The organism is Streptomyces sp. NPDC025651, assembly GCF_055558735.1.
In genome coordinates, this window is sequence record NZ_JBVHLZ010000002.1 from 328,310 (window position 1) to 350,344 (window position 22,035).

A 22,035-nucleotide genomic window follows, 5' to 3' on the forward strand; every position below is an offset into this window, starting at 1 on the left:
GTCCCCCTCACCGGGAGGAGACGGCCCCGCGAGCCGAGAGGAGCGGGTCCGCGAGCCGGAAGGAGCGGGTCCGCGGCGGCCGACCACAGTCCGCCCCCGGCCGGTTCGCGGTCGGCCCCCGGCCGTCTCACAGCCGGTTCACAGTCGCGTGAAGCACCACACGCCGAGGAGCAGCGCGCCCGAGCCCGCGAGCGTGGCGAGGGTCGCCGATGCGACGGGGTTCACACCCTGGGCCACGGGCGAGCGGTGCGCGACCCGCGCACCGGTCCACAGCAGCAGCCCCGCGCCGAACAGCGCGAACACCGTCCCCGCGAAGATCGCCGGTCCGCTCTCCATGGCGTTGCCTCCCCGTGCCGAGTTCCCCTGCGGGGGAGGCTGACACGCACGGGAATCGGGAGCGCGAAATCGGGGTGAACGACGGGGGACCTGCCTGTGCCGCGCCCGAACCGGTTCGCGATGTTGGCCGGTTTCCTGCCCCGCCGTCCCTACTCGCCTCTCTCTTCACGTCTCTTCACGTCACGTCACGCCTCTTCACGCCTCTTCACGTCTCGTCTCGTCCCGTCTCGTCACGCGACGTCGAGGCGTACGTACGAGATCTACGCCGCGACCGGCAGCAGGAAGCCCTGCCGCACGAGGAGCCTGATCTGCGCGGGCGTCCGGTCCCGCAGCAACACCGGGTCCTCCCCGACCAGTTGGGCGATGGCGTCCAGGATCCGCCCGGCGCTCAGTGAGCCGTCGCACACCCCGGCGAATCCGGCGCCCACCGTGTCCACCTTGGTGGCCCGCCGCATCCCGCGGTTCTGGCGCAGCACGACGTGCTCCGGGTCCTCGGCGCCCGGCAGTCCGACCTGCTCCTGCACGACCTCGTCGGCGAGCTTGAAGTGCCCGGCAAGCAGCGCCGCGTCGTCGTGCGTCCGCAGATACTCCTGCCGCTCGAAGAACTCCCGCACCGTCTCGCCGAGCGGCTGCTCGACGGGGTGCGGCCACTCCTCGATCGTGACGGACGGCTCGGCGGCCCCGGTCTTCCGCAGCGCGATCCAGCCGAACCCGACGGCGCGCGTGCCCCGCGCCTCGAACTCGTCCAGCCATGCCTCGTACCGCGCCGCGTACTCGGCCGGGTCCGTGCGGTGGTCGCCCGCGTCCCGCAGCCACAGCTCGGCGTACTGCGTGATGTCCTGCACCTCGCGCTGCACGATCCAGGCGTCGCAGCCACGGGGCACCCAGGAGCGCAGGCGGTCCTGCCACTCCTCGCCGTCCACGTGCTGCCAGTTGGCCAGGAAGTGCGCGTACCCCCCTTCGTTCAGTCGCTCCCCCGCCTCCTGAACGAGCGAGCGGCACAGATCGTCCCCGCCCATCCCGCCGTCCCGGTAGGTGAGCCGGGCGCCCGGCGAGATCACGAAGGGCGGGTTCGACACGATCAGGTCGTACGTCTCGTCCGCCACCGGCTCGAACAGCGAGCCCTCCCGCAGGTCCGCCTCCGGGGCCCCGGACAGGGCCAGGGTGAGCCGGGTGAACCGCAGGGCCCGGGGGTTGAGGTCGGTCGCGGTCACGCGCGTGGCGTGCTGCGCGGCGTGCAGCGCCTGGATGCCGGAGCCGGTGCCGAGGTCGAGGGCGCTCGCGACGGGCGTGCGCACCGTGACCCCGGCGAGCGTCGTGGAGGCCCCGCCGACCCCGAGGACGACGCCCTCCTCATGGCTGCCGATGCCACCGGCCCCGCCGACCGCACAGCCCAGGTCGGAGACGATGAACCAGTCCTCACCGCTCGGCCCGCCGTACGGCCGCACGTCCACGGTCGCCCGCAGCTCACCGTCCCGCTCGACCAGCCATCCGCTCTCCAGGAGAGCGTCGAGGGGCAGAACGTCCGCCACGCGCGCGTGGGGCACGGATTCCTGCAGCAGAAAGAGGCGTACGAGCGCGGCGAGGGCCCCGTCCCCGCGCGTGGCCCGCAGCGCGGGCACGGTCTCGCTGCGCGCGAGCGCGGCATAGGCGGGCGCCCCGAGCAGTTCGAGCAGCCCGTCGGCGGTGAAGTCGACGGCAAGCAGAGCACTCCGCAGGGAGGCGGCGACGTCGACGCGATCGGACGAGGGCAGGGGGAAGCTGGCGTTACTCACGCTCTCCATTGTGACCCGCCGCACCCGGCCGCTCCTGCTGTGGGGCAGGCGGGCACGGCCCGGAGCCGCCGGACACCGACAGACGCGACGTTGCCCCGGGGCAGGCGAGCAGTACCCGCGCCCCGGGGCAACGTACGCAAGAAGAAACCTAGCTCTTGCCGGAAGGCGTAGCGGCAGCGCTCTTGCAGCTGTCCTGCTTGTTCATCGCCTTGCCGACCTCCCCCTCCTGCAACTTCTCCAACGCCTCGTTCCCGCTCTTGCTCAGCTTGTCCAACTCACCCGCGACGTCCTTGAGCCCGTCCGCGAAGTCCGCCTGGTTCTTCGTGTCCAACCCGTCGACCTGCTTCTTCAGGTCCTCGTACGACTTGGAGATGGCGTTGAGCTCCTTGACGGCGTCGTCCGTCTTCTTCTGCCCGTCGTCGACCGGCGGAGCCCCCGCGCTCTTCACGGCGGCGCCCATCGCCTTGTAGGCGTCGGACATGTCCTGGAACGCCTTGGAGTCGGTCTTCTGGACGTCGGCCGGCGAGCTGTTGTCGGAGGTCTCCTTCTGGATCGCGGCGTTGGCGTCCGCGATCTTCTTCGACTGCGGCTGCACGGAGTCGCAGACCTTCTTGGCCCAGTCGTCCAGCTTCTTGTTGCCGTCGTCGCTGCACCCTGACAACGCGAGTACCAGTACCGCACCGCCGGACAGTGCGGCTGCAAGCTTCTTGTTCACCGGATTGGTCCCTTCCATGGCTCTCGGCCCCGGAACTTACACGCCAACTGGGCTACATCCGCATGCCGGAGGTCCGATACGAGCGCTATTGCAGCCATTTGCACCAAGGGACAGAAGGGCGAGAAGCGCGAGAGAAGGCTCACGGATCTCCCGCACACACGAACGGGCGGACGGCGCCTCAAAAAGCGCCACCCGCCCGTGTGTTGGGCAGAGCCCGGTGCTGGGCAGAGCCCGGTGCTGGGCAGAGCCCGACCCGGAGTTACGGGGTCACGAGACCACGGCCGGATCGACCGGCTTGGCCACGCGCTCGGCGTTGCCGTCGTCCTCGACGGCGATGCCCCGCCGCTTGGAGACGTAGACCGCGCCGACGATGACCGCGATGGAGAGCGCCGCGATCAGCACCCGCATCCCCACGCTGGCGTCGTCCCCGTAGCTGAACTTGACGACCGCGGGCGCGATGAGCAGCGCCACCAGGTTCATCACCTTCAACAGGGGGTTGATGGCCGGACCGGCGGTGTCCTTGAACGGGTCGCCGACCGTGTCGCCGATGACGGTCGCGGCGTGGGCCTCGCTGCCCTTGCCGCCGTGGTGGCCGTCCTCGACGAGCTTCTTCGCGTTGTCCCAGGCACCACCGGAGTTGGCGAGGAAGACCGCCATGAGCGTGCCCGTGCCGATCGCGCCCGCCAGGAACGAGCCGAGCGCGCCGACGCCGAGTGTGAAACCGACCGCGATCGGCGTGAGCACGGCGAGCAGACCCGGTGTGGCCAGCTCGCGCAGCGCGTCCTTGGTGCAGATGTCGACGACGCGTCCGTACTCCGGCTTCTCGGTGTAGTCCATGATCCCGGGCTTCTCGCGGAACTGCCGCCGCACCTCGTAGACCACGGCACCGGCCGACCGCGACACCGCGTTGATCGCGAGCCCCGAGAAGAGGAAGACGACCGCGGCGCCGAGGACCAGGCCCACCAGGTTGTTGGGCTGCGAGATGTCCATGACGAGGTTCATCGGAGCCCCGTCGCCGAGCTTCTCCCCCACGTCCTTGGCCGCTTCCGCGATGGCGTCGCGGTACGAACCGAAGAGCGCCGACGCCGCGAGCACCGCGGTGGCGATGGCGATTCCCTTGGTGATGGCCTTGGTGGTGTTGCCGACGGCGTCCAGGTCGGTGAGCACCTGCGCGCCCGCGCCCTCGACGTCGCCGGACATCTCGGCGATGCCCTGCGCGTTGTCGGAGACGGGACCGAAGGTGTCCATGGCGACGATGACGCCGACGGTGGTCAGCAGACCCGTACCGGCGAGGGCCACCGCGAAGAGCGCGAGCATGATCGACGTACCGCCGAGCAGGAACGCCCCGTACACGCCGAGCCCGATCAACAGCGCGGTGTAGACGGCCGATTCGAGACCGATCGAGATGCCGGCGAGGACGACGGTGGCCGGGCCGGTGAGCGAGGTCTTGCCGATGTCCTTGACGGGACGCCGGGTGGTCTCGGTGAAGTAGCCGGTGAGCTGCTGGATCAGCGCGGCCAGGACGATGCCGATGGCGACGGCGACGACCGCGAGGATCCGCGGATCGCCGTCGTGGCCCTTGATCGCCGCGTCGGTGACGCCGTCCAAGTCCGCGTACGTGGACGGGAGATAGACGAAGACGGCCACGGCCACGAGTGCCAGCGAGATGACCGCGGAGATGAAGAAGCCGCGGTTGATGGCGCTCATGCCGCTGCGGTCGGAGCGTCGGGGCGCCACCGCGAAGATGCCGATCATCGCGGTGATGACACCGATGGCCGGGACGATCAGCGGGAAGGCGAGACCGGAGTCGCCGAACGCCACCTTGCCGAGGATCAGCGCGGCGACGAGCGTGACGGCGTACGACTCGAACAAGTCGGCGGCCATACCGGCGCAGTCGCCGACGTTGTCGCCCACGTTGTCGGCGATGGTCGCGGCATTGCGCGGATCGTCCTCCGGAATGCCCTGCTCGACCTTGCCGACCAGGTCGGCGCCGACGTCGGCGGCCTTGGTGAAGATGCCGCCGCCGACACGCATGAACATCGCGATCAGCGCGGCCCCGAGGCCGAAGCCCTCGAGGACCTTCGGCGCGTCGGCCGCGTAGACGAGCACGACACAGGAGGCGCCCAGAAGACCGAGCCCCACCGTGAACATGCCGACGACGCCGCCCGTGCGGAAAGCGATCTTCATGGCCTTGTGCGAGACGGCGGTGAGATCCTTTTCAGGTTCACCTTCCGCCGGAGTGGCCTCCCGGGCGGCGGCAGCCACACGCACATTGCTGCGCACGGCGAGCCACATACCGATATAGCCGGTGGTCGCCGAGAACGCCGCTCCGATCAAGAAGAAGATCGATCGTCCGGCGCGTTGATTCCAGTCGTCCGCGGGCAGCAGCATGAGCAGGAAGAACACCACGACGGCGAATACGCCGAGAGTGCGCAACTGCCGTCCCAGATAGGCATTCGCGCCTTCCTGGACCGCTGCCGCGATCTTCTTCATGCTGTCGGTGCCCTCGCCCGCCGCGAGTACCTGACGTACGAGTACGCCGGCGACGACGAGCGCCGCGAGCGCGACGGCCGCGATGACCATCACGATGAGGCGGTTGTCGTCGGTCAGCACTGCGGCTGCGAAGGTTGAGGGGTGGTCAAACCGATGAGGGGTAGAAAGCCCCGCCATTCGTCCTCCTTGACGCTTGGGCTGAGCTCAAGATGTGGACGGATTGTAGGGAGCGGAACCTGATCAAAACAGAGCGCCACAAACGGAATTGACCTGAGATTGCTTCTCAGCAAATGATCGCCCGGCCGGATTGACCCCGAAAGCGGTAATGCCTCAAAACCGTTGACGGAAGCGCGGCGCGAGATCGTCGATCTACGAGAATTAATGATCGGAAAAATAAAAGGCCCTGTTCACCGAGGTGGTGACAGGGCCTGCGGTACGTCGCCGGGGTCAGGGCAGGAGCGTCGCCGGAGTCGTCGGCCAGCTCATGCGGATGAGGCCGCCGGACTCGCCCGCGGTGACCTCCACGTCGTCCACGAGTCCGCTGATGACGGCGAGACCCATCTCGTCCTCGCCCTCGGCCTCCGGGTCGTCGCCCTCGCCGGCCCGCGCACCGGGCACCCGGTCGCCGGGGGCCGCGCGGGGGGCTTCGTCGCCGACCTCGATGGAGAACTGCTTCTCGTCCTCGATCAGCGCGACGCGCACCGGCGCCGTGACCCCACTGCTCTGGTGCAGTCCGACGGCGCGCGTGCAGGCCTCGCCGACCGCGAGCCTGACCTCGTCGAGAACGGCCTCGTCCACTCCGGCCCTGCGCGCGACCGCGGCCGCCACGAGGCGGGCGGTCCTGACGTGCTCGGGCAGCGCGCTGAAGCGGAGTTCAACGGTGGCCATGCATCCCCCTCGGACATACGCGCGTGCTGTCAGAGGGCCGGGCCCACCAGGGCCCGGTCCCCTGCTGTACTGCCGCCCCGGGCCGAGGGCCCGGGGCATCCGGCCTGTCGGCCGGCAGTCAGCGGTCCGGCACTCAGTCGGTGGCCGCGACGGCTTCCTCGACCGAGGTGTGAATGGGGAACACCTTGGTCAGGCCGGTGATACGGAAGATCTTGAGAATGCGCTCCTGGTTGCAGACCAGGCGCAGCGAGCCCTCGTGGGCACGCACGCGCTTCAGGCCGCCGACCAGCACGCCGAGCCCGGTGGAGTCGAGGAAGTCCACGCCCTCCATGTCGACGACCAGGTGGAAACTGCCGTCGTTCACCAACTCGACCAACTGCTCGCGCAGCTTGGGCGCGGTATATACATCGATTTCGCCACCGACCTCGACGACCGTACGATCGCCGACGGTACGGGTCGACAGGGACAGGTCCACGGATCCTCCAGCACCTTGCTATCGAGCGGTCATCCCTCGGGACACCTCGGCAGAGCCCCCAGGACGGATCGCCAGCCGCGATGGCATTCAATCACTTACCGGCAGGCGTGCACGACGCCTTGGGACCATTGTCCATCCCGCCAGTGACACACTCGATGCCGATGGCCAAATTTTCCCCTCCCGGAGGACCCACTGCGGGTCGCCCGGCACAGACGCCCCCGCGGACGGTCCTTGACCGGCTCACCGCGGGGCCGAGCCGTGCATCGCGCGTCACTCATACGGAGCACTTGCCCCCACGTGAGGCTCGGTATGCAGTCTGGCCCGACCGCATCCGGCCCGAGGTCATATCCGCCGTCCGGGCCGCGGGCATCGAGCACCCCTGGGCCCACCAGGCGCTGGCCGCCGAGCACGCCCTGGACGGGGAGTCCGTGGTCGTCGCCACCGGCACCGCCTCCGGCAAGTCCCTGGCCTATCTCACCCCCGTCCTCTCCGCGCTCCTCGACGGCTCCGAGGCGCCCAACGGCCGCGGCACCACCGCGCTGTACCTGGCCCCGACCAAGGCCCTCGCCGCCGACCAGCGCCGCGCCGTCCGCGAACTCGCGGCCCCTCTCGGGAACGCGGTGCGCCCTGCCGTGTACGACGGCGACACCCCCTTCGAGGAACGCGAGTGGGTGCGTCAGTACGCCAATTACGTCCTGACCAACCCCGACATGCTGCACCGCGGGATACTCCCCTCCCACCCGCGCTGGTCCTCCTTCCTGCGCGCCCTGCGCTACGTCGTCATCGACGAGTGCCACACCTACCGCGGCGTCTTCGGCTCCCACGTCGCCCAGGTCCTGCGCCGCCTGCGCCGCCTCTGCGCCCGCTACGGCTCCGAGCCCGTCTTCCTCCTCGCCTCCGCCACCTCCGCCGACCCGGCCGTGTCCGCGGAGCGCCTCACCGGTCTGCCCGTGAAGGAGGTCGCCGACGACGCCTCACCCCGCGGCGACCTCGTCTTCGCCCTGTGGGAACCCCCTCTCACCGAGCTCCACGGCGAGAAGGGCGCCCCCGTCCGCCGCACGGCGACCGCCGAGACGGCCGACCTCCTCACCGACCTGACCGTCCAGGGCGTCCGCTCGGTCGCCTTCGTACGCTCCCGGCGCGGCGCCGAGCTGATCTCGGTGATCGCCCAGGAGCGCCTCGCCGAGGTCGACCGCTCCCTGGCCCGCCGCGTCGCCGCCTACCGCGGCGGCTACCTCCCCGAGGAACGCCGCGCCCTGGAACGCGCCCTGCACTCCGGCGAGCTCCTCGGCCTCGCCGCCACGACCGCCCTCGAACTGGGCGTGGACGTCTCGGGGTTGGACGCCGTCGTCATCGCCGGCTACCCGGGCACCCGCGCCTCCCTGTGGCAGCAGGCGGGGCGGGCAGGCCGCTCCGGACAGGGCGCCCTCGCCGTCCTCGTCGCCCGTGACGACCCGCTGGACACCTATCTCGTCCACCACCCCGAGGCGCTGTTCCAGCAGCCCGTGGAGTCCACGGTCCTCGACCCCGACAACCCGTACGTCCTCGCGCCCCACCTGTGCGCGGCGGCCTCCGAACTGCCGCTGGTCGAGGACGACTTCGCCCTCTTCGGGCCCGCCGCCGAGGAACTGCTCCCGCAGCTGGAGGCCGCGAAGCTGCTGCGCCGCCGGACGAAGGCCTGGCACTGGACCCGCAGGGAGCGGGCCGCCGACCTCACCGACATCCGCGGCGAGGGCGGGAAGCCCGTGCAGATCGTCGAGGAGGGTACGGGCCGACTCCTCGGCACCGTCGACGCGTCCGCCGCGCACACCACCGTGCACGAGGGCGCGGTCCACCTCCACCAGGGGCGTACGTATCTCGTGCGCCACCTCGACCTGGAGGACTCGGTGGCCCTGGTCGAGGAGGCCGCTCCGCCGTACTCCACGACCGCGCGCGACACCACGGCGATCTCCATCCTGGAGACGGACGTCGAGGTCCCCTGGGGCGAGGGCCGGCTCTGCTACGGCTCCGTCGAAGTCACCAACCAAGTCGTCTCCTTCCTCCGCAGGAAACTCATCACGGGCGAGGTGCTCGGCGAGACGAAGCTCGAACTCCCTCCTCGCACGCTCCGTACGCGCGCGGTCTGGTGGACGGTCACCGAGGACCAACTCGACGCCGCCCGCGTGAATCCCGAGATCCTCGGCGGCGCCCTGCACGCCGCGGAACACGCGTCGATCGGCATGCTCCCGCTGTTCGCGACGTGCGACCGGTGGGACATCGGCGGCGTCTCCGTCCCGCTGCACCCGGACACGCTCCTGCCGACCGTGTTCGTGTACGACGGCCATCCCGGCGGGGCGGGCTTCGCCGAGCGGGCCTTCCACACGGCACGGGAGTGGCTGACGGCCACGCGCCAGGCCATCGCCTCCTGCGAGTGCGAGGCCGGCTGCCCTTCCTGCATCCAGTCCCCCAAGTGCGGCAACGGCAACGACCCTCTGCACAAACGGGGCGCGGTCCGCCTCCTTTCTGTGCTGCTACGGGATGCGGCGGGGTAGCGCGGGTTGCGGGGCTTGGTCGCCGCGGCTCGCGTGAGGCTCGCGTGAGCGTTGTGCGCAGTGATCCGCTTGGACATACCTCCACGTCCCCTCGCGTCTCGTGCACGCCCAACAGGCCGCCTCAGCCTCCCTCTTGCCGCTCCTGCTGCGGACAACCGCGCCGCTGGGACGGCACGGGTGGGCGCAGCCCGAAGCCCCCGAGCACCGATCAACCGTGCCCAACTACCGCTCAGGCCAAGGCATCGCCGGACCCGCGCGGGACCTGACCGTGGTCGCGAAGGGGCCCGCGGACGCCGTGGCCGTGACCTCGGAGACCTGCCCCCGCACCACGCACCGCACAAGCCGCGCCCCCTGCGCCCGCGCCACCCGCCCGGCTCCGTCGCACGCTGCCGCCGAACCACTCATCCACCGGTCCGCCGCGGCGAGCGCCGCCAAGTCCGCCGCGCCGCCCGCCCGATGCCGGGCCACGACGACCTGCGCCATGGCGAGCACCGCGCCGCAGAACACCATCAGCACGGCCATGACGACCACCACCCACACGGTGGCCGCCCCTCGGTCCCGGCCGGCCGGGCGCCACTTTCCGCCCCTCACGGACTTTCCGCCCCTCATGGACTCACCCCCACTGTTTCCTCCGCCAAGGCCACCGCCTCCGACCGCAGTCGCAGGCCGAGGCCGAGGCCCAACGCCGTCGCACCCGGCGGGTCCGCCGCCACCTCCACCCGCACCAGGTCGCCCTCGCGCCGCACGGAGACGCTCGCCCCGCGCGGCGCCGCCTGCCGTGCCGCCGCCACAGCCACGGCGTCCGGGTCCTGCCGAGCCGCCGCGCGGGCCCCCGCCCTGGCCGCGTCCACGCACTGGATCTGCGCGGACGCGGCCAGCAGGGTCCAGAGCAGCGCCATGGTGAACAGCACCAGCGTCGGCAGCACCACGGCCGCCTCCGCCGTCACGAACCCACCATCGCTGCCCCGGAATCGGCCTCTCGGGCACCACCCCCGCCGCACCTCAGAACGGGACATCGAGCGCCTTCTCCACGACCGCCTGCAGCGCCGCCCTGACCTGCCCGCTCGTCACCACCTTGTAGAGCAGCCCGGCGAAACCCACCGCCGCGATCAGCCCCATCGCGTACTCGGACGTCACCATTCCGGCGTCCTTCTTCATGCGCTGTCGTCGCATACCAACCCCCGTGTTTTTCCTGTCAGTTGTCGTGCTGAATGTCGCGCTCTGAGCGAGCTCTGAACGAGCTCAGAGCGCGCTCGGAACGCCCTCAGAGCGTGCTCAGGAGCCCCTCGGCCAGCCCAATCACCACCGGCAGCACCCCGACCGTGACGAACGCCGGCAAGAAGCACAGGCCCACCGGTGCCGTCATCAGGACCGCGGCCCTGCGCGCCCGAGCCGTCGCCGCTCCGCGCCGCTCCGCCCGTGCGTCCACGGCGAGGCGTGCCACCGGTTCCGCCGCGGGCGCTCCGGACTCGCCCGCCCGCTCCAGGAGCCGGGCCAGCGGCGCGGCACCCGGTATCGCGGCCAACTGGCGCCATGCGTCGGCCGGTTCGCCGCCCAGTCGCACTTCCGCCGCCCCTTGCGCCAGGCGCTCGCCGACCGGCCCCTTGAGGGACTCTCCGACCGCGTGGGCGGCCGCCACAGGGCTTGCGCCCGCAGCCACGCATGCCGCCAAGAGATCTGCAGCCAAAGGGAGTTGGCGCTCAGCTTCCTCTGTTTCCGCCCTCCCCTCCGACCCGTTCGCGGCCCCGCTCGTCCGCCCCCTGTACCGCCACGCGGCGTACCCCGTCACCGCTCCCGCCGCGAGGCCAAGAACTCCGCCCACCAGGGCATAGGCCGCACTCGCCGCGCCCGCCACCAGCAGCCATGCGCGCGCTGCGGCGAAGCGATGCCGATGTCGCGCCACGCCTCTGGCGGGTGGTCCCTTCACGTTCAGTGCCTGGTCCGCTCGCCGCCGCAGCGCTCTTTCGCGCCGCGCCGCGAGCACCGTCAGCGCCAGCCACAGCACTGCCGCCGCTCCCCACACGACCACCCCCAGCCTGTGGACAACGCTCATCGCCCCTCCGCCCCTCGCACGATCCGCAGCGCCCACCACACCCCGACGCCCTCCAGCACTCCGCCCACCGCAAGGCAGCCGATCCCCGCTCCGGTGTGCAGCAGCACCCGCAGCGGCTCCGCTCCCAGCGCGCTGCCCATCAGCAGACCCAGCACCGGCAGGCCCGCGAGCATCACGGCCGTCGACTTGGCCCCCGCCAACTGGGCCCGCAGATCGTTGCGTTGATCGCGCTCCGAGCGCAGTGCGGCCTCCAGTCGGTCGAGTCCCGCCGCGAGGCCCGCGCCCCGGTCCACCGCGACCCGCCAGCAGGCCGCGAGCCCCAGCAGCCCCTGGGCCCCGGGCTGCCGCGCCGCCTCCCCCAGCGCCCCCGGCACGTCCCCGCCGAACCGCGCCGCCGCCAGCACCGCACTCCGCGTCGCACCGGTCCCGCCGTCATCCGCCTCGACCGCTTCGCCGAGGGCCAGTCGCAGCGCCTCCCCCGGCTGCCGACCCGCCCGCACCTCGCCGGCGAGCGTGCCGCACAGGGCGATCACCGCGTCGCCGCGCCGCTCCCGCTCCCGTCGCGCGTCCCCGGCCCTCCGCACCCGCGCGACCAGCGGAACACCGGCCGCGCCCACGATCAGCGGCACCACGGACTCCCCCAGCAGCGCGACCGCCAGACCAGCTGCCAGGCACCACCACTCCTGGCGCCCGCGCCCCGCCGCGATCACCCACGGTCGGCACCGGCCGCGTCTCCCCTCCGGCAGACCGGCTGCGAACACCGCTCGTGCCCGCCGGGTCTCCTGGCCGCGTCCGACCGTCAACCAGGCCGCGCTCCCCGCGCACACGGCCGCCGCCCACATCGACGTACTCATGAGTCATCGCCCCAAGGCCCGCCGTCAAGAAGGGAGTTCAGGCGCTCCCAACCCGGCTCCCGGGTGAAGGCCGTCTCGCCCCAGCGCAGCGCGGGCACCGTCACGACCAGGCCCGAAGCGGCCCGCTCCAGCACCCGCACCTCGGAGATCCGGCGGCGGCCCGCCCGGTCGCGCACGAGATGGATCACCACTGACAGCGCGGCCGCCAACTGGCTGTGCAGCGCGGCCCGATCGAGCCCGGCAGCCGTCCCCAGGGCCTCCAGGCGGGCGGGCACGTCCGCAGCGGCGTTGGCATGCACCGTGCCGCAACCGCCCTCGTGACCGGTGTTGAGCGCGGCCAGCAGATGCACCACCTCCGCGCCCCGCACCTCGCCGACCACGAGCCGGTCGGGCCGCATGCGCAGGGCTTGGCGCACGAGATCGTCCAGACCGACCAACCCTGCCCCTTCCTGGTTGACCGGCCGGGACTCCAGGCGCACCACATGGGGATGCTCGGGCCTCAACTCCGCGGAGTCCTCGGCCAGGACGATCCGTTCCTTGGGTCCCACCAGGCCGAGCAGCGCACTCAGCAGAGTCGTCTTGCCGCTGCCCGTCCCACCGCTGATCAGGAAGGACAGGCGGGCGTCGAGCAGGGCCCTCAGCACCCGGTCACCACCCGGAGGGATCGTCCCCGCGGCGGTCAGCTCCGCGAGTGTGAAGGCCCGGGGCCGCACGACCCGCAGGGAGAGGCATGTGGAGCCCACGGCCACCGGGGGCAGCACCGCGTGCAGGCGGGTGCCGTCCGGCAGGCGTGCGTCCACCCAGGGGCGCGCGTCGTCGAGGCGCCGTCCCGCCACGGACGCGAGGCGCTGGGCGAGCCGACGCACGGCGGCCGCGTCCCTGAACGTGACGCCCGTGAGCTCCAGGCCGCCGCCCCTGTCCACCCACACCCGGTCCGGCGCGCAGACCAGCACATCGGTCACCGAGGCGTCCGCGAGCAGTGGCTCCAGAGGTCCCGCCCCGACCAGTTCGGAGCGCAACTGCTCGGCAGCGCCCAGCACTTCGGCGTCCCCGAGGACCCGGCCCTGCGCCCGCAGCGCCTCGGCGACCCGGGCAGGGGTCGGCTCCGTGCCGTTCTCCGCGAGCCACTGGCGCACCCCGTCCAGCATCCGGGCCCCGACCACGGCGCTCATACGCCCCCTCCCACCGCGTCGGCCGGCAGCCGGTCCCAGAAGGCGGCGCAGAACCGGGCCAGCGGCCCGCGCGCGGCTCCCCCGGGCGGCGTCCCCGCGGCCTGTGCCGTCAACAGTCCCGCTTCCCAGGGGACTTCGCCGACCAGCGGAAGCCCGATCAGCCGGGCGACCTCCTCCGGGTCGAGTCCGCCGGGGCCACCGGGCCCGGCGCTTCCCGCGACCACCACCCGCAGATCCCGCTGCACCAAGCCCGCGGCCGACGCGACGCGCCGTGCCCCCGCCACCGCGCGCAGCTCCGGGGGCACCACCAGGAGCCCCAGATCCACCTGCGCGAGCGCCTCGGCGACGCCCTCGTCCACCCGGCGCGGCAGGTCCACGACCACCACGCCGCCGCGCCTGCGGGCCGCGGCCACGACCGCCCGCACGGCCTCCGGAGCGACCGTGACCGCATCACCCCTGTCCCAGCTCAGGACCCGCAGCGCGTGCAGCTCCGGAAGCGACTCCTCCAGCGCGCTGCCGCCGACCCTGCCCCGCGACGCGGCGAAGGCCGGCCACCGGAGCCCGTCCACGGCTTCGCCGCCCAGGAGGACGTCGAGGCCGCCGCCCAGCGGGTCCGCGTCGACGAGCATCGTGCGCCGCCCCGCCCGCGCCGCCGTCACCGCGAGGGCGCACGCCAGGGTGGAGGCCCCGGCGCCGCCGCGGCCGCCGATGACCCCGACGGTGAGCGCGGGGCGCCCCACGCCCTCGGCCACGTCGGCGATGCGGTCGACGAGCCACTGCTCGCCGTCCGGCAGGAGCAGCACATGGTCGGCGCCGATCTCCACCGCGCGCCGCCAGACCCCGGGATCGTCCTGATCCCGCCCAACCAGCACGACCCCGCGCCGCCTCACGGCACCGCGCACCCGGTCCGCCGCGTCGTCCCCGACCAGGACGAGCGGGGCCGCGTCCCAGCCCTCTCCACGCCCTGGTCCGCCGTGATGCACCTCGGGCAGCGCGCCCGCCGCGGCACACAGCCGCAGCAGGTCATCCAGCAGCTCCACGTCCTCCGTGACGATCAGCGGTCCGCCCTGCCGCCCGTCGGACGGCGCCGCCCTGTCGTGCGAAATGACTCCGGCCACGATCTCCATCCCCCTCTCACCACAAGCCCCTGTGAATGCCGCGCCCCGCATCCGCGAAGAACCGGACAAAGCAATCCGGCCATGAACTTCACGAGCGGAACGGGCGGAATCAGCGTGCGGCGAACCGGTAAATCGTGTGGATCTTGGTCAATTACTGTGGACAAGGCGGTGGCTGTGAATATCCCCGTCACCCATACCGGTGACATCCCGTCGACTTCACGCCGACTTCCACAGAGCAGCCTGTTGACTACACACAGTGACGGATCTTGGGTAGAGCACAAGACCGCCTCGACGGCGAAGAGAAGGGCCCGAGGGCCGAAAGAGGATCAGCGGAGGGTTCAAAAACCCATCCGGACATGCGACGACCCCCGCCGGGGGGGAGAGCGGGGGTCGTCCCCACGGTCCGACTCGGGGGGGGAGGAGCCAGACCGGGTTAGCACGGTCGCGAACGATCCGTGACTTCCATGGTGTACCCGAGAGCCTTCTCAGGCAAACCCACGCGCCTCAGCTTACGCCGAATGGTGGGCGCCTATGCTCGGGCTTGTGGAAAACCACTCCTTGCCTCGCACTGCCGCGTTCTTTGACCTGGACAAGACGGTCATTGCGAAGTCGAGCACGCTCACCTTCAGCAAGTCGTTCTACCAAGGCGGCCTGATCAACCGCAGAGCGGTACTGCGCACCGCGTACGCGCAGTTCGTCTTCCTGGCGGGCGGCGCCGACCACGACCAGATGGAGCGGATGCGCGAGTACCTCTCCGCACTGTGCCGCGGGTGGAACGTGCAGCAGGTCAAGGAGATCGTCGCGGAGACCCTGCACGACCTGATCGACCCGATCATCTACGACGAGGCCGCGTCCCTCATCGAGCAGCACCACGCCGCGGGCCGGGACGTCGTCATCGTCTCCACCTCGGGTGCCGAGGTGGTCGAGCCGATCGGTGAACTCCTGGGCGCCGACCGGGTGGTGGCGACCCGCATGGTGGTCGGCGACGACGGCTGCTTCACGGGCGAGGTGGAGTACTACGCCTACGGCCCCACCAAGGCGGAGGCCATCAAGGAGCTCGCGCGGTCCGAGGGGTACGACCTCGACCGCTGCTTCGCCTACAGCGACTCGGCGACCGATCTGCCGATGCTCCAGTCCGTCGGGCACCCCTTCGCGGTCAACCCCGACCGCGCGCTGCGCCGCGAGGCCCTCACGCGCGCGTGGCCGATCCTCGACTTCCACCGCCCGGTCCGGCTCAAGCAGCGCCTGCCCGCGCTCTCCGTGCCGCCCCGGCCCGCCCTCGTCGCGGCGGCCGCGGTCGGCGCCGCCGCGGCCACGGCGGGCCTCGTCTGGCTCGCCAGCCGGCGCCGCGCGGCACTGAGCTGACCAGGGAGCCGGCCGGGCCTGTCGGGCAGGCGCGACCCCGCCCGCGGCAAGCCCGGAGACCGCCCGTCGCCGCGGCCGAAACCCTGCGCCCGATTCGCTCCTGTTTGAACCTAAAAGTAAAGAAGTGCATCCAGGGCTTCCGCTTCCTCCACGACAGGAGTACAAAGGATTCAACGGCCCGCGAGACCAAGGACATCCGAGAGGATCACCTTTAAACGCAACCAAGGCCCCACGGACCGAAGCATGGACATCGAGCACCCACGCGACGTCGACCCGTCGATTACGGGCCAGCCGCACCAGGTGACGGGCAATGTTCCCGACCTGATGGGCAACACTTCGAGGACGCTTGGTAACCCGGTGAACATGCCAGCGGCGGTACGGATTCCGTACCGCCGCAACCCTTTGCGGGCCCCTTCGGACCACGCCCACGGGCCCCTCAGGCCGCGCCGCGCTGCAGCGCCTCGCAGACCGCGGTCGACTCCCTGACGCCGAGCTCAACAGCCTTGCCGCAGTGGGCGATCCAGGCCGCCATGCCCTCCGGCGTGCCGGAGGCGTAACCGTCGAGGGCCGCGACGTAGGCCGCACGCCCCAGCTCTCCGTACCCCGCCTCCGCGGGGCAGATCGACTTCGGGTCGAGTCCGCTGCCCACCAGGACGATGCGCTCGGCGGCCCGCGCGACCAGACCGTTGTACGAGCCGAAGGGGCGCAGGCTGATCAGCTCGCCGTGGACCACGGCCGCCATCACGAGCGCCGGCGCCGAACTGCCCGCGATGATCAGCTGCGCCAGGCCGTCCAGACGGCCCGCCACCTCGTCCGCGTCCGGCAGCGGCAGCTCGACCAGCGGCTCGTCGACGGTCTCGCCCGCCAGGCGGGGACGGCCCGCGCCCTCGGTGGAGTCGGCGGCGGCGACCAGGTGCAGACGCGCGAGCACGCGCAGCGGTGACTGCCGCCAGATCGACAGGAGTTGACCGGCTTCAGCGGTCAATCGCAGGGCCGCGCCGACCGTGCGCGCCTCGCCGTCACCGCTGAAGTCGCTGCGCCTGCGCACCTCTTCGAGCGCCCACTCGGCACCGGACAGCGCCGCGGAGCCGCGGGCTCCGCGCAGGGCCGCCTCGGAGGTGATCTCGTTGCTGCGGCGGCGCATCATCCGGTGCCCGTAGACCCGGTCCACGGCCTTGCGCACGGAGTCCACGGAGTCGGCCACGCCGGGGAGCGCCCCGAGGGCGGCGAGCGGATCGGCTGTCGTACTCATGAGTAAGAGCCTACGTACTTCAGGGCGCCGCTCCACGAAGGAGTGGTCTTCTTCACGCGAGCCGGGCACCAGTCGTGATCGAGCGACTACCCTTCGTGGTCATGAAAATCGCTTTCGTAGGGAAGGGCGGCAGCGGCAAGACCACGCTGTCCTCGCTCTTCATCCGCCACCTCGCCGCCACCGGCGCGCCCGTCATCGCGGTGGACGCCGACATCAACCAGCACCTGGGCCCCGCGCTCGGCCTCGACGAGGCGGAGGCCGCCGAGCTGCCCGCCCTGGGCGCGCGCCTGCCCCTGATCAAGGAGTACCTGCGGGGCTCGAACCCGCGCATCGCCTCCGCCGACACGATGATCAAGACGACGCCCCCGGGCGAGGGCTCGCGGCTCCTGCGGGTGCGCGAGGACAACCCGGTGTACGACGCGTGCGCGCGGCCGGTGGAACTCGACGACGCCGGCGTACGTTTGATGGTCACCGGGCCGTTCACCGAATCCGACCTCGGTGTCGCCTGCTACCACTCCAAGACGGGAGCGGTGGAGCTGTGCCTGAACCACCTGATCGACGGCCGTGACGAGTACGCGGTCGTGGACATGACCGCCGGCTCGGACTCCTTCGCCTCCGGCATGTTCACGCGCTTCGACATGACGTTCCTGGTGGCCGAGCCGACGAAGAAGGGGGTCTCCGTCTATCGCCAGTACAAGGAGTACGCACGGGACTTCGGCGTCGCCCTCAAGGTCGTGGGCAACAAGGTCCAGGGCCAGGACGACGTCGACTTCCTGCGCGAGCAGGTCGGCGACGACCTCCTGGTGACCGTCGGGCACTCGGACTGGGTGCGCGCCATGGAGAAGGGCCGCCCGCCCCGGTTCGAGCTCCTGGAGGAGGACAACCGCCGTTCCCTGCACGCGCTTCAGGCTGCCGTCGACGCCGCGTACGACCAGCGGGACTGGGAGCGGTACACCCGCCAGATGGTCCACTTCCACCTGAAGAACGCGCAGAGTTGGGGGAACGAGCGGACGGGTGCCGACCTGGCTGCCCAGGTCGACCCCGACTTCGTGCTGCGCGAACAGATGGTCGCCACGGCCTGAACGGCCCCGCGGGTGCTACTGCTTGACCGCAGGAGCGCCGGGGACGCCCTTCGGGGCCGGTGCGGGCTGGGCGGAGAGGAACGCCGCCCAGCCTTCCTTCGGCGCCTTGCCGACCGGCAGTCCGGTCAGCTTGGCCAGCGTCTTCGGGTCCTGCGCGTCGAGCCAGTCCGCGAGTTGGCGGAAGGAGACGCAGCGCACCTCGGGCTTGGTGCAGACGCGCTCGACGGTCTCCTCGATGGCGCGCATGTACGTGCCGCCGTTCCAGGACTCGAAGTGGTTGCCGATGATCAGCGGCGCACGGTTGCCCTTGTAGGCGCGGTCGAAGCCCTGGAGCAGGCCGTCACGCATCTGGTTGCCCCAGTACTCGTGCTTGGCGGGGTCGCCGTGCGAGGTCGATCCGGACTGGTTGACCATGAAGTTGTAGTCCATGGTGAGTGTCTCGAACTGGCGGCCGGGGACCGGGACGAGCTGCATCGACAGGTCCCACAGCCCCTCCTTCTTCTTGGGCCAGAGCTGGTTGTTGACGCCGCTGGTGTCGTAGCGGAAGCCCAGCTCGCGGGCGGCGCGCATGAAGTTCTTGCGGCCCTCGAGACAGGGGGTGCGGGCGCCGATCAGTTCCTTGTCGTAGTCGAAGGGCAGGGGCTGCGCCTTCTTCATGCCCGTGTTGGTCTTCCAGGCCTTCACAAAGGACTTGGCCTGGTTGATCTCGCTCTTCCAGTCCTCGACGGACCACTCGCCGACCCCGCGGCCGCTGCCGCAGAAGTGGCCGTTGAAGTGCGTGCCGACCTCGTTGCCCTCCAGCCAGGCGCCGCGGAGCTGGTCCACGGTGTCCTTGATCCCCTGGCGGTCGTTGAAGCCGATGTCCGAGCTGCCCGCCAGGTGCTGCGGCGGCTTGTAGAGTCTGCGCTTCTCCTCGGGGAGCATGTACACGCCGCTGAGGAAGTAGGTCATCGTGGCGTTGTTGCGCTTGGCCACCTTGCGGAAGTGCGAGAACAGCTTCTGGCTGTCCTCGCCGGCACCGTCCCAGGAGAAGACCACGAACTGGGGCGGCTTCTGGCCCGGCTTCATGCGGGCCGGTCTCGGCAGGTTCGGCTGCGTTCCGGTGAAGGCCGTGGAGCCGTCGCCGATCATGCGGACGGCGCTCTTGGGGGCCGGGGCTCCGGCCGCCTTCTTCGCGCCGGGGGCGCCTTCCTTCGTGCCGGTCTCGCCACCGGCACAGCCGGCCAGTGCCGCTACGCACGCCACGAGGGCGGTGAGGCTCGCGGCGATCCTCCGGGTGGCGGCCATGTTCCGCCCACCTTCTTTCCGTGCAAGTCGGGACAGATCTGCAGCAACCTCGCACGGAGTACGGAATGTCACGTTCCGACAAGCCGACCACATTCCTTATTCACTCATCAGGGTGATCGATTGCCCCATTTGCCCCGATAATCCGTCCACGACCTTTACTCTGCATTACGGTTCATTTACCGAGAGTTGAGATATCCCGCCGCTGCAACGCCGTGACCCACGGCCGCGACCCGACCTCCGGAGGCCTCCGGAGGCCCCCTTGTCCCGCGACCGCGCTGCCCCGGAGGAGACGGGAAACATGTCTGCCTGCGTCACTCGCACCACCGACTCGGCCCACACGCCACGCGCCCACAAGCCCCACGCGCCGCCGCCCGGCAAGAGGTTCCGCATCGCGGGCGCCGACCTCTCCGCGTCGGTCGCCGTCTTCCTGATCGCCCTGCCGCTGTCCCTCGGCATCGCCCTCGCCACCGGAGCACCGCTCCAGGCGGGCCTCGTCGCCGCCGCCGTCGGCGGCATCCTCGCCGGAGCGCTCGGCGGATCCCCGCTCCAGGTCAGCGGCCCCGCCGCCGGCCTCACCGTCGTCACCGCCGACCTCATCCACCGGTACGGCTGGCGGACCACCTGCGCCATCACCGTCCTCGCCGGAATCGCCCAACTCGGCCTCGGCTGCCTGCGTGTGGCCCGCACCGCGCTCGCCGTGAGCCCCGCCGTCGTGCACGGCATGCTGGCCGGCATCGGTGTCACCATCGCCGTCGCCCAACTGCACATCGTGCTCGGCGGCACCCCCCAGAGCGCCGTGCTCGACAACCTCCGCGCGCTTCCGGCCCAGTTGGCCGACCTGCATCCGGCCGCCCTGACGATCAGCGTCCTCACGCTGGCGATCCTGCTGCTCTGGCCGCGGATCCCCGGGCGGGTGGGGCGCATCGCCCGGATCATGCCCGCGGCGCTCGTCTCCGTGGCCGCGGCGACGGCCGTCACCCAGCTCGCCGGACTCCGGGTCGACGAGGTCGACCTGCCCTCGTGGCGCAGTCACGCGCTCGCCGGACTGCCCGAAGGGCCCGCGCTCGGGCTCGTCGCCGCCGTCCTCACCATCACGCTGGTGTGCAGCGTGCAGTCGCTGCTCGGCGCCGTCGCCATCGACAAGCTCGTCGCCAGGCAGCCCGAGCTGCACGTGGGCGTGCGCCGCTCCGACCTCAACCGCGAACTGCTCGGCCAGGGCAGCGCCAACATCGTCTCCGGGGCGCTCGGCGGACTGCCCGTCGCCGGGGTCGCCGTGCGCAGTGTCGCCAATGTGCGAGCGGGCGCCGTCAGCAGGAACTCCACGATCCTGCACGGCGTTTGGGTAGTGGTGGCCGCGCTGCTCCTGGTGCCCGTCCTGGAGCTGATCCCCCTCGCCGCGCTCGCCGCGCTCGTCATGTTCGTCGGCATCCAGATGGTCAGCCTGAACCACATCCGTACGATCACCCGCCACCGCGAGATCCTCGTCTACGCCGTCACCACCCTCGGCGTGGTCCTCCTCGGCGTGCTCGAGGGCGTGGCGCTCGGTGTCGCCGTCGCCGTCGCCGTCTCGCTGCACCGCCTGGCCCGCACCCGGATCACCCACTGCGAGGAGGACGGCGTCCACCACATCCGCGTACGCGGGCAGTTGACGTTCCTCGCCGTGCCCCGGCTCAGCAGGGCACTGCACCTTGTCCCCCAAGGATCCGATGCCGTCGTGGAGTTGGACGGATCCTTCATGGACCACGCCGCGTACGAGTCGCTGCAGTGCTGGCAGGACGAGCACAGCTCGCAGGGTGGCACCGTCGAGATCACCGGGCGCGCCGGGACCCGCATCGCCGAGCCCGCCAGCGCCTCGCACTCCTGCTGCCGCCCCTGGACGCCGTGGCGCAACCACCACTGCGACCGACCGCAGGAGGAGGAGCAGACCGGGCGGCCCAGCAGCCACCAACTGGCCAGCGGGATCAGCGCCTTCCAGCGGAACACGGCGCCCCATGTGCGCGGCGAGCTCGCCCGCCTCGCGCGTGAGGGGCAGCAGCCCGCGCAGCTCTTCCTGACCTGCGCGGACTCCCGGGTCGTCACCTCGATGATCACTTCAAGCGGTCCCGGTGACCTCTTCGTCGTACGCAATGTGGGCAATCTGGTGCCGCTGCCGGGCGCCGAGAGCGGGGACGACTCGGTGGGGGCCGCGATCGAGTACGCGGTCGACGTGCTCAAGGTGCGGTCCATCACCGTGTGCGGGCACTCCGGGTGCGGCGCGATGCAGGCGCTGCTCAACACCCCGCCCGGGGGCGCCCAGACGCCGCTCAAGCGGTGGCTGCGGCACGGCCTGCCGAGCCTGGAGCGGATGGGCGCGCAGGACAGGGCGTGGGCGCGGCTCGCCGGGCGGGCGCCCGCGGACGCGGTCGAGCAGCTCTGCCTCACCAATGTGGTCCAGCAGCTGGAGCACTTGAGGGCGCATGAATCAGTCGCGCGCCGCCTTGCCGACGGTGATCTCGAGCTGCACGGTATGTACTTCCACGTCGGAGAGGCGCAGGCCTATCTGCTCACGGAGGGCACCGACGCCGAGCAACTCCCCGACGAGGTCTTCGATCAAGTGGCGCCCACAGCACGGGTCAAGGTCTAGCGAACACCGTCCAGGT

At 71.3% G+C, this 22,035-nt stretch carries 19 protein-coding genes; 4 read left to right on the forward strand and 15 right to left on the reverse strand.

Going from position 1 to position 22,035, the window contains the following annotated elements; translation table 11 throughout:
- Positions 1-138 precede the first annotated feature (138 nt).
- From ACZ4D5_RS09440 to bldG, 6 genes are all read right to left on the reverse strand, one after another.
- The gene (locus ACZ4D5_RS09440) at positions 139-336 is read right to left on the reverse strand and encodes a hypothetical protein (protein ID WP_467771763.1); all 198 of its coding nucleotides are present in this window, start codon (positions 334-336) and stop codon (positions 139-141) included.
- A gap of 260 nt (positions 337-596) precedes the next feature.
- On the reverse strand, positions 597-2,120 hold the full coding sequence (locus tag ACZ4D5_RS09445; protein ID WP_467772259.1) for a DUF7059 domain-containing protein: 1,524 nt from the start codon (positions 2,118-2,120) through the stop codon (positions 597-599).
- A 139-nt stretch (positions 2,121-2,259) separates the two neighbouring features.
- A complete protein-coding gene (locus tag ACZ4D5_RS09450; RefSeq protein ID WP_467771764.1) occupies positions 2,260-2,844 on the reverse strand; it encodes a small secreted protein in 585 nt (194 codons plus the stop codon).
- A 249-nt stretch (positions 2,845-3,093) separates the two neighbouring features.
- Entirely contained in the window at positions 3,094-5,496 is a 2,403-nt protein-coding gene (locus ACZ4D5_RS09455) for a sodium-translocating pyrophosphatase (protein ID WP_467771765.1), read from the reverse strand.
- A 270-nt stretch (positions 5,497-5,766) separates the two neighbouring features.
- The gene (locus ACZ4D5_RS09460; RefSeq protein ID WP_467771766.1) at positions 5,767-6,207 is read right to left on the reverse strand and encodes an ATP-binding protein; all 441 of its coding nucleotides are present in this window, start codon (positions 6,205-6,207) and stop codon (positions 5,767-5,769) included.
- A gap of 133 nt (positions 6,208-6,340) precedes the next feature.
- The gene (gene bldG, locus ACZ4D5_RS09465) at positions 6,341-6,682 is read right to left on the reverse strand and encodes an anti-sigma factor antagonist BldG (protein ID WP_003975386.1); all 342 of its coding nucleotides are present in this window, start codon (positions 6,680-6,682) and stop codon (positions 6,341-6,343) included.
- Between the two features lie 80 nt (positions 6,683-6,762).
- On the opposite strand from bldG, the gene ACZ4D5_RS09470 reads away from it, so the two are divergent.
- Positions 6,763-9,213: a DEAD/DEAH box helicase gene (locus ACZ4D5_RS09470; RefSeq protein ID WP_467771767.1), complete on the forward strand. Its 2,451-nt coding sequence runs from the start codon at positions 6,763-6,765 to the stop codon at positions 9,211-9,213.
- Between the two features lie 222 nt (positions 9,214-9,435).
- Here the strand turns inward: ACZ4D5_RS09470 and ACZ4D5_RS09475 are convergent, their stop codons facing one another.
- From ACZ4D5_RS09475 to ssd, 7 genes are all read right to left on the reverse strand, one after another.
- Positions 9,436-9,804 (reverse strand): Rv3654c family TadE-like protein, encoded by a 369-nt coding sequence (locus tag ACZ4D5_RS09475; protein WP_467771768.1) that lies wholly within the window; start codon positions 9,802-9,804, stop codon positions 9,436-9,438.
- A gap of 14 nt (positions 9,805-9,818) precedes the next feature.
- Positions 9,819-10,229 carry a TadE family type IV pilus minor pilin gene (locus ACZ4D5_RS09480; protein WP_467771769.1) on the reverse strand — a complete coding sequence of 137 codons (411 nt, stop codon included), beginning with the start codon at positions 10,227-10,229 and terminating at the stop codon, positions 9,819-9,821.
- Positions 10,216-10,386: a DUF4244 domain-containing protein gene (locus tag ACZ4D5_RS09485; RefSeq protein WP_467771770.1), complete on the reverse strand. Its 171-nt coding sequence runs from the start codon at positions 10,384-10,386 to the stop codon at positions 10,216-10,218. The genes ACZ4D5_RS09480 and ACZ4D5_RS09485 overlap by 14 nt, the downstream gene beginning before the upstream one ends.
- A gap of 91 nt (positions 10,387-10,477) precedes the next feature.
- Positions 10,478-11,266 (reverse strand): type II secretion system F family protein, encoded by a 789-nt coding sequence (locus tag ACZ4D5_RS09490; protein WP_467771771.1) that lies wholly within the window; start codon positions 11,264-11,266, stop codon positions 10,478-10,480.
- Complete coding sequence (locus tag ACZ4D5_RS09495) at positions 11,263-12,120, reverse strand: type II secretion system F family protein (RefSeq protein WP_467771772.1); 858 nt, start codon at positions 12,118-12,120, stop codon at positions 11,263-11,265. The genes ACZ4D5_RS09490 and ACZ4D5_RS09495 overlap by 4 nt, the downstream gene beginning before the upstream one ends.
- Positions 12,117-13,292: a TadA family conjugal transfer-associated ATPase gene (locus ACZ4D5_RS09500; protein WP_467771773.1), complete on the reverse strand. Its 1,176-nt coding sequence runs from the start codon at positions 13,290-13,292 to the stop codon at positions 12,117-12,119. The genes ACZ4D5_RS09495 and ACZ4D5_RS09500 overlap by 4 nt, the downstream gene beginning before the upstream one ends.
- Positions 13,289-14,419: a septum site-determining protein Ssd gene (ssd, locus tag ACZ4D5_RS09505; RefSeq protein WP_467771774.1), complete on the reverse strand. Its 1,131-nt coding sequence runs from the start codon at positions 14,417-14,419 to the stop codon at positions 13,289-13,291. The genes ACZ4D5_RS09500 and ssd overlap by 4 nt, the downstream gene beginning before the upstream one ends.
- 522 nt (positions 14,420-14,941) lie before the next feature.
- On the opposite strand from ssd, the gene ACZ4D5_RS09510 reads away from it, so the two are divergent.
- Positions 14,942-15,775, forward strand: coding sequence for an HAD family hydrolase (locus ACZ4D5_RS09510; protein ID WP_467771775.1), 834 nt, complete (start codon positions 14,942-14,944; stop codon positions 15,773-15,775).
- A 436-nt stretch (positions 15,776-16,211) separates the two neighbouring features.
- Here the strand turns inward: ACZ4D5_RS09510 and ACZ4D5_RS09515 are convergent, their stop codons facing one another.
- Complete coding sequence (locus ACZ4D5_RS09515) at positions 16,212-17,027, reverse strand: Fic family protein (protein ID WP_467771776.1); 816 nt, start codon at positions 17,025-17,027, stop codon at positions 16,212-16,214.
- Between the two features lie 101 nt (positions 17,028-17,128).
- Here ACZ4D5_RS09515 and ACZ4D5_RS09520 point away from each other — a divergent pair, with 101 nt between their 5' ends.
- Entirely contained in the window at positions 17,129-18,109 is a 981-nt protein-coding gene (locus ACZ4D5_RS09520) for an ATP-binding protein (protein ID WP_467771777.1), read from the forward strand.
- A 15-nt stretch (positions 18,110-18,124) separates the two neighbouring features.
- On the opposite strand, the gene ACZ4D5_RS09525 is transcribed toward ACZ4D5_RS09520, so the two are convergent.
- Positions 18,125-19,396 carry a polysaccharide deacetylase family protein gene (locus tag ACZ4D5_RS09525; protein WP_467771778.1) on the reverse strand — a complete coding sequence of 424 codons (1,272 nt, stop codon included), beginning with the start codon at positions 19,394-19,396 and terminating at the stop codon, positions 18,125-18,127.
- Positions 19,397-19,694: 298 nt separating this feature from the next.
- Here ACZ4D5_RS09525 and ACZ4D5_RS09530 point away from each other — a divergent pair, with 298 nt between their 5' ends.
- Positions 19,695-22,019: a bifunctional SulP family inorganic anion transporter/carbonic anhydrase gene (locus ACZ4D5_RS09530; protein ID WP_467771779.1), complete on the forward strand. Its 2,325-nt coding sequence runs from the start codon at positions 19,695-19,697 to the stop codon at positions 22,017-22,019.
- Positions 22,020-22,035: the final 16 nt, after the last annotated feature.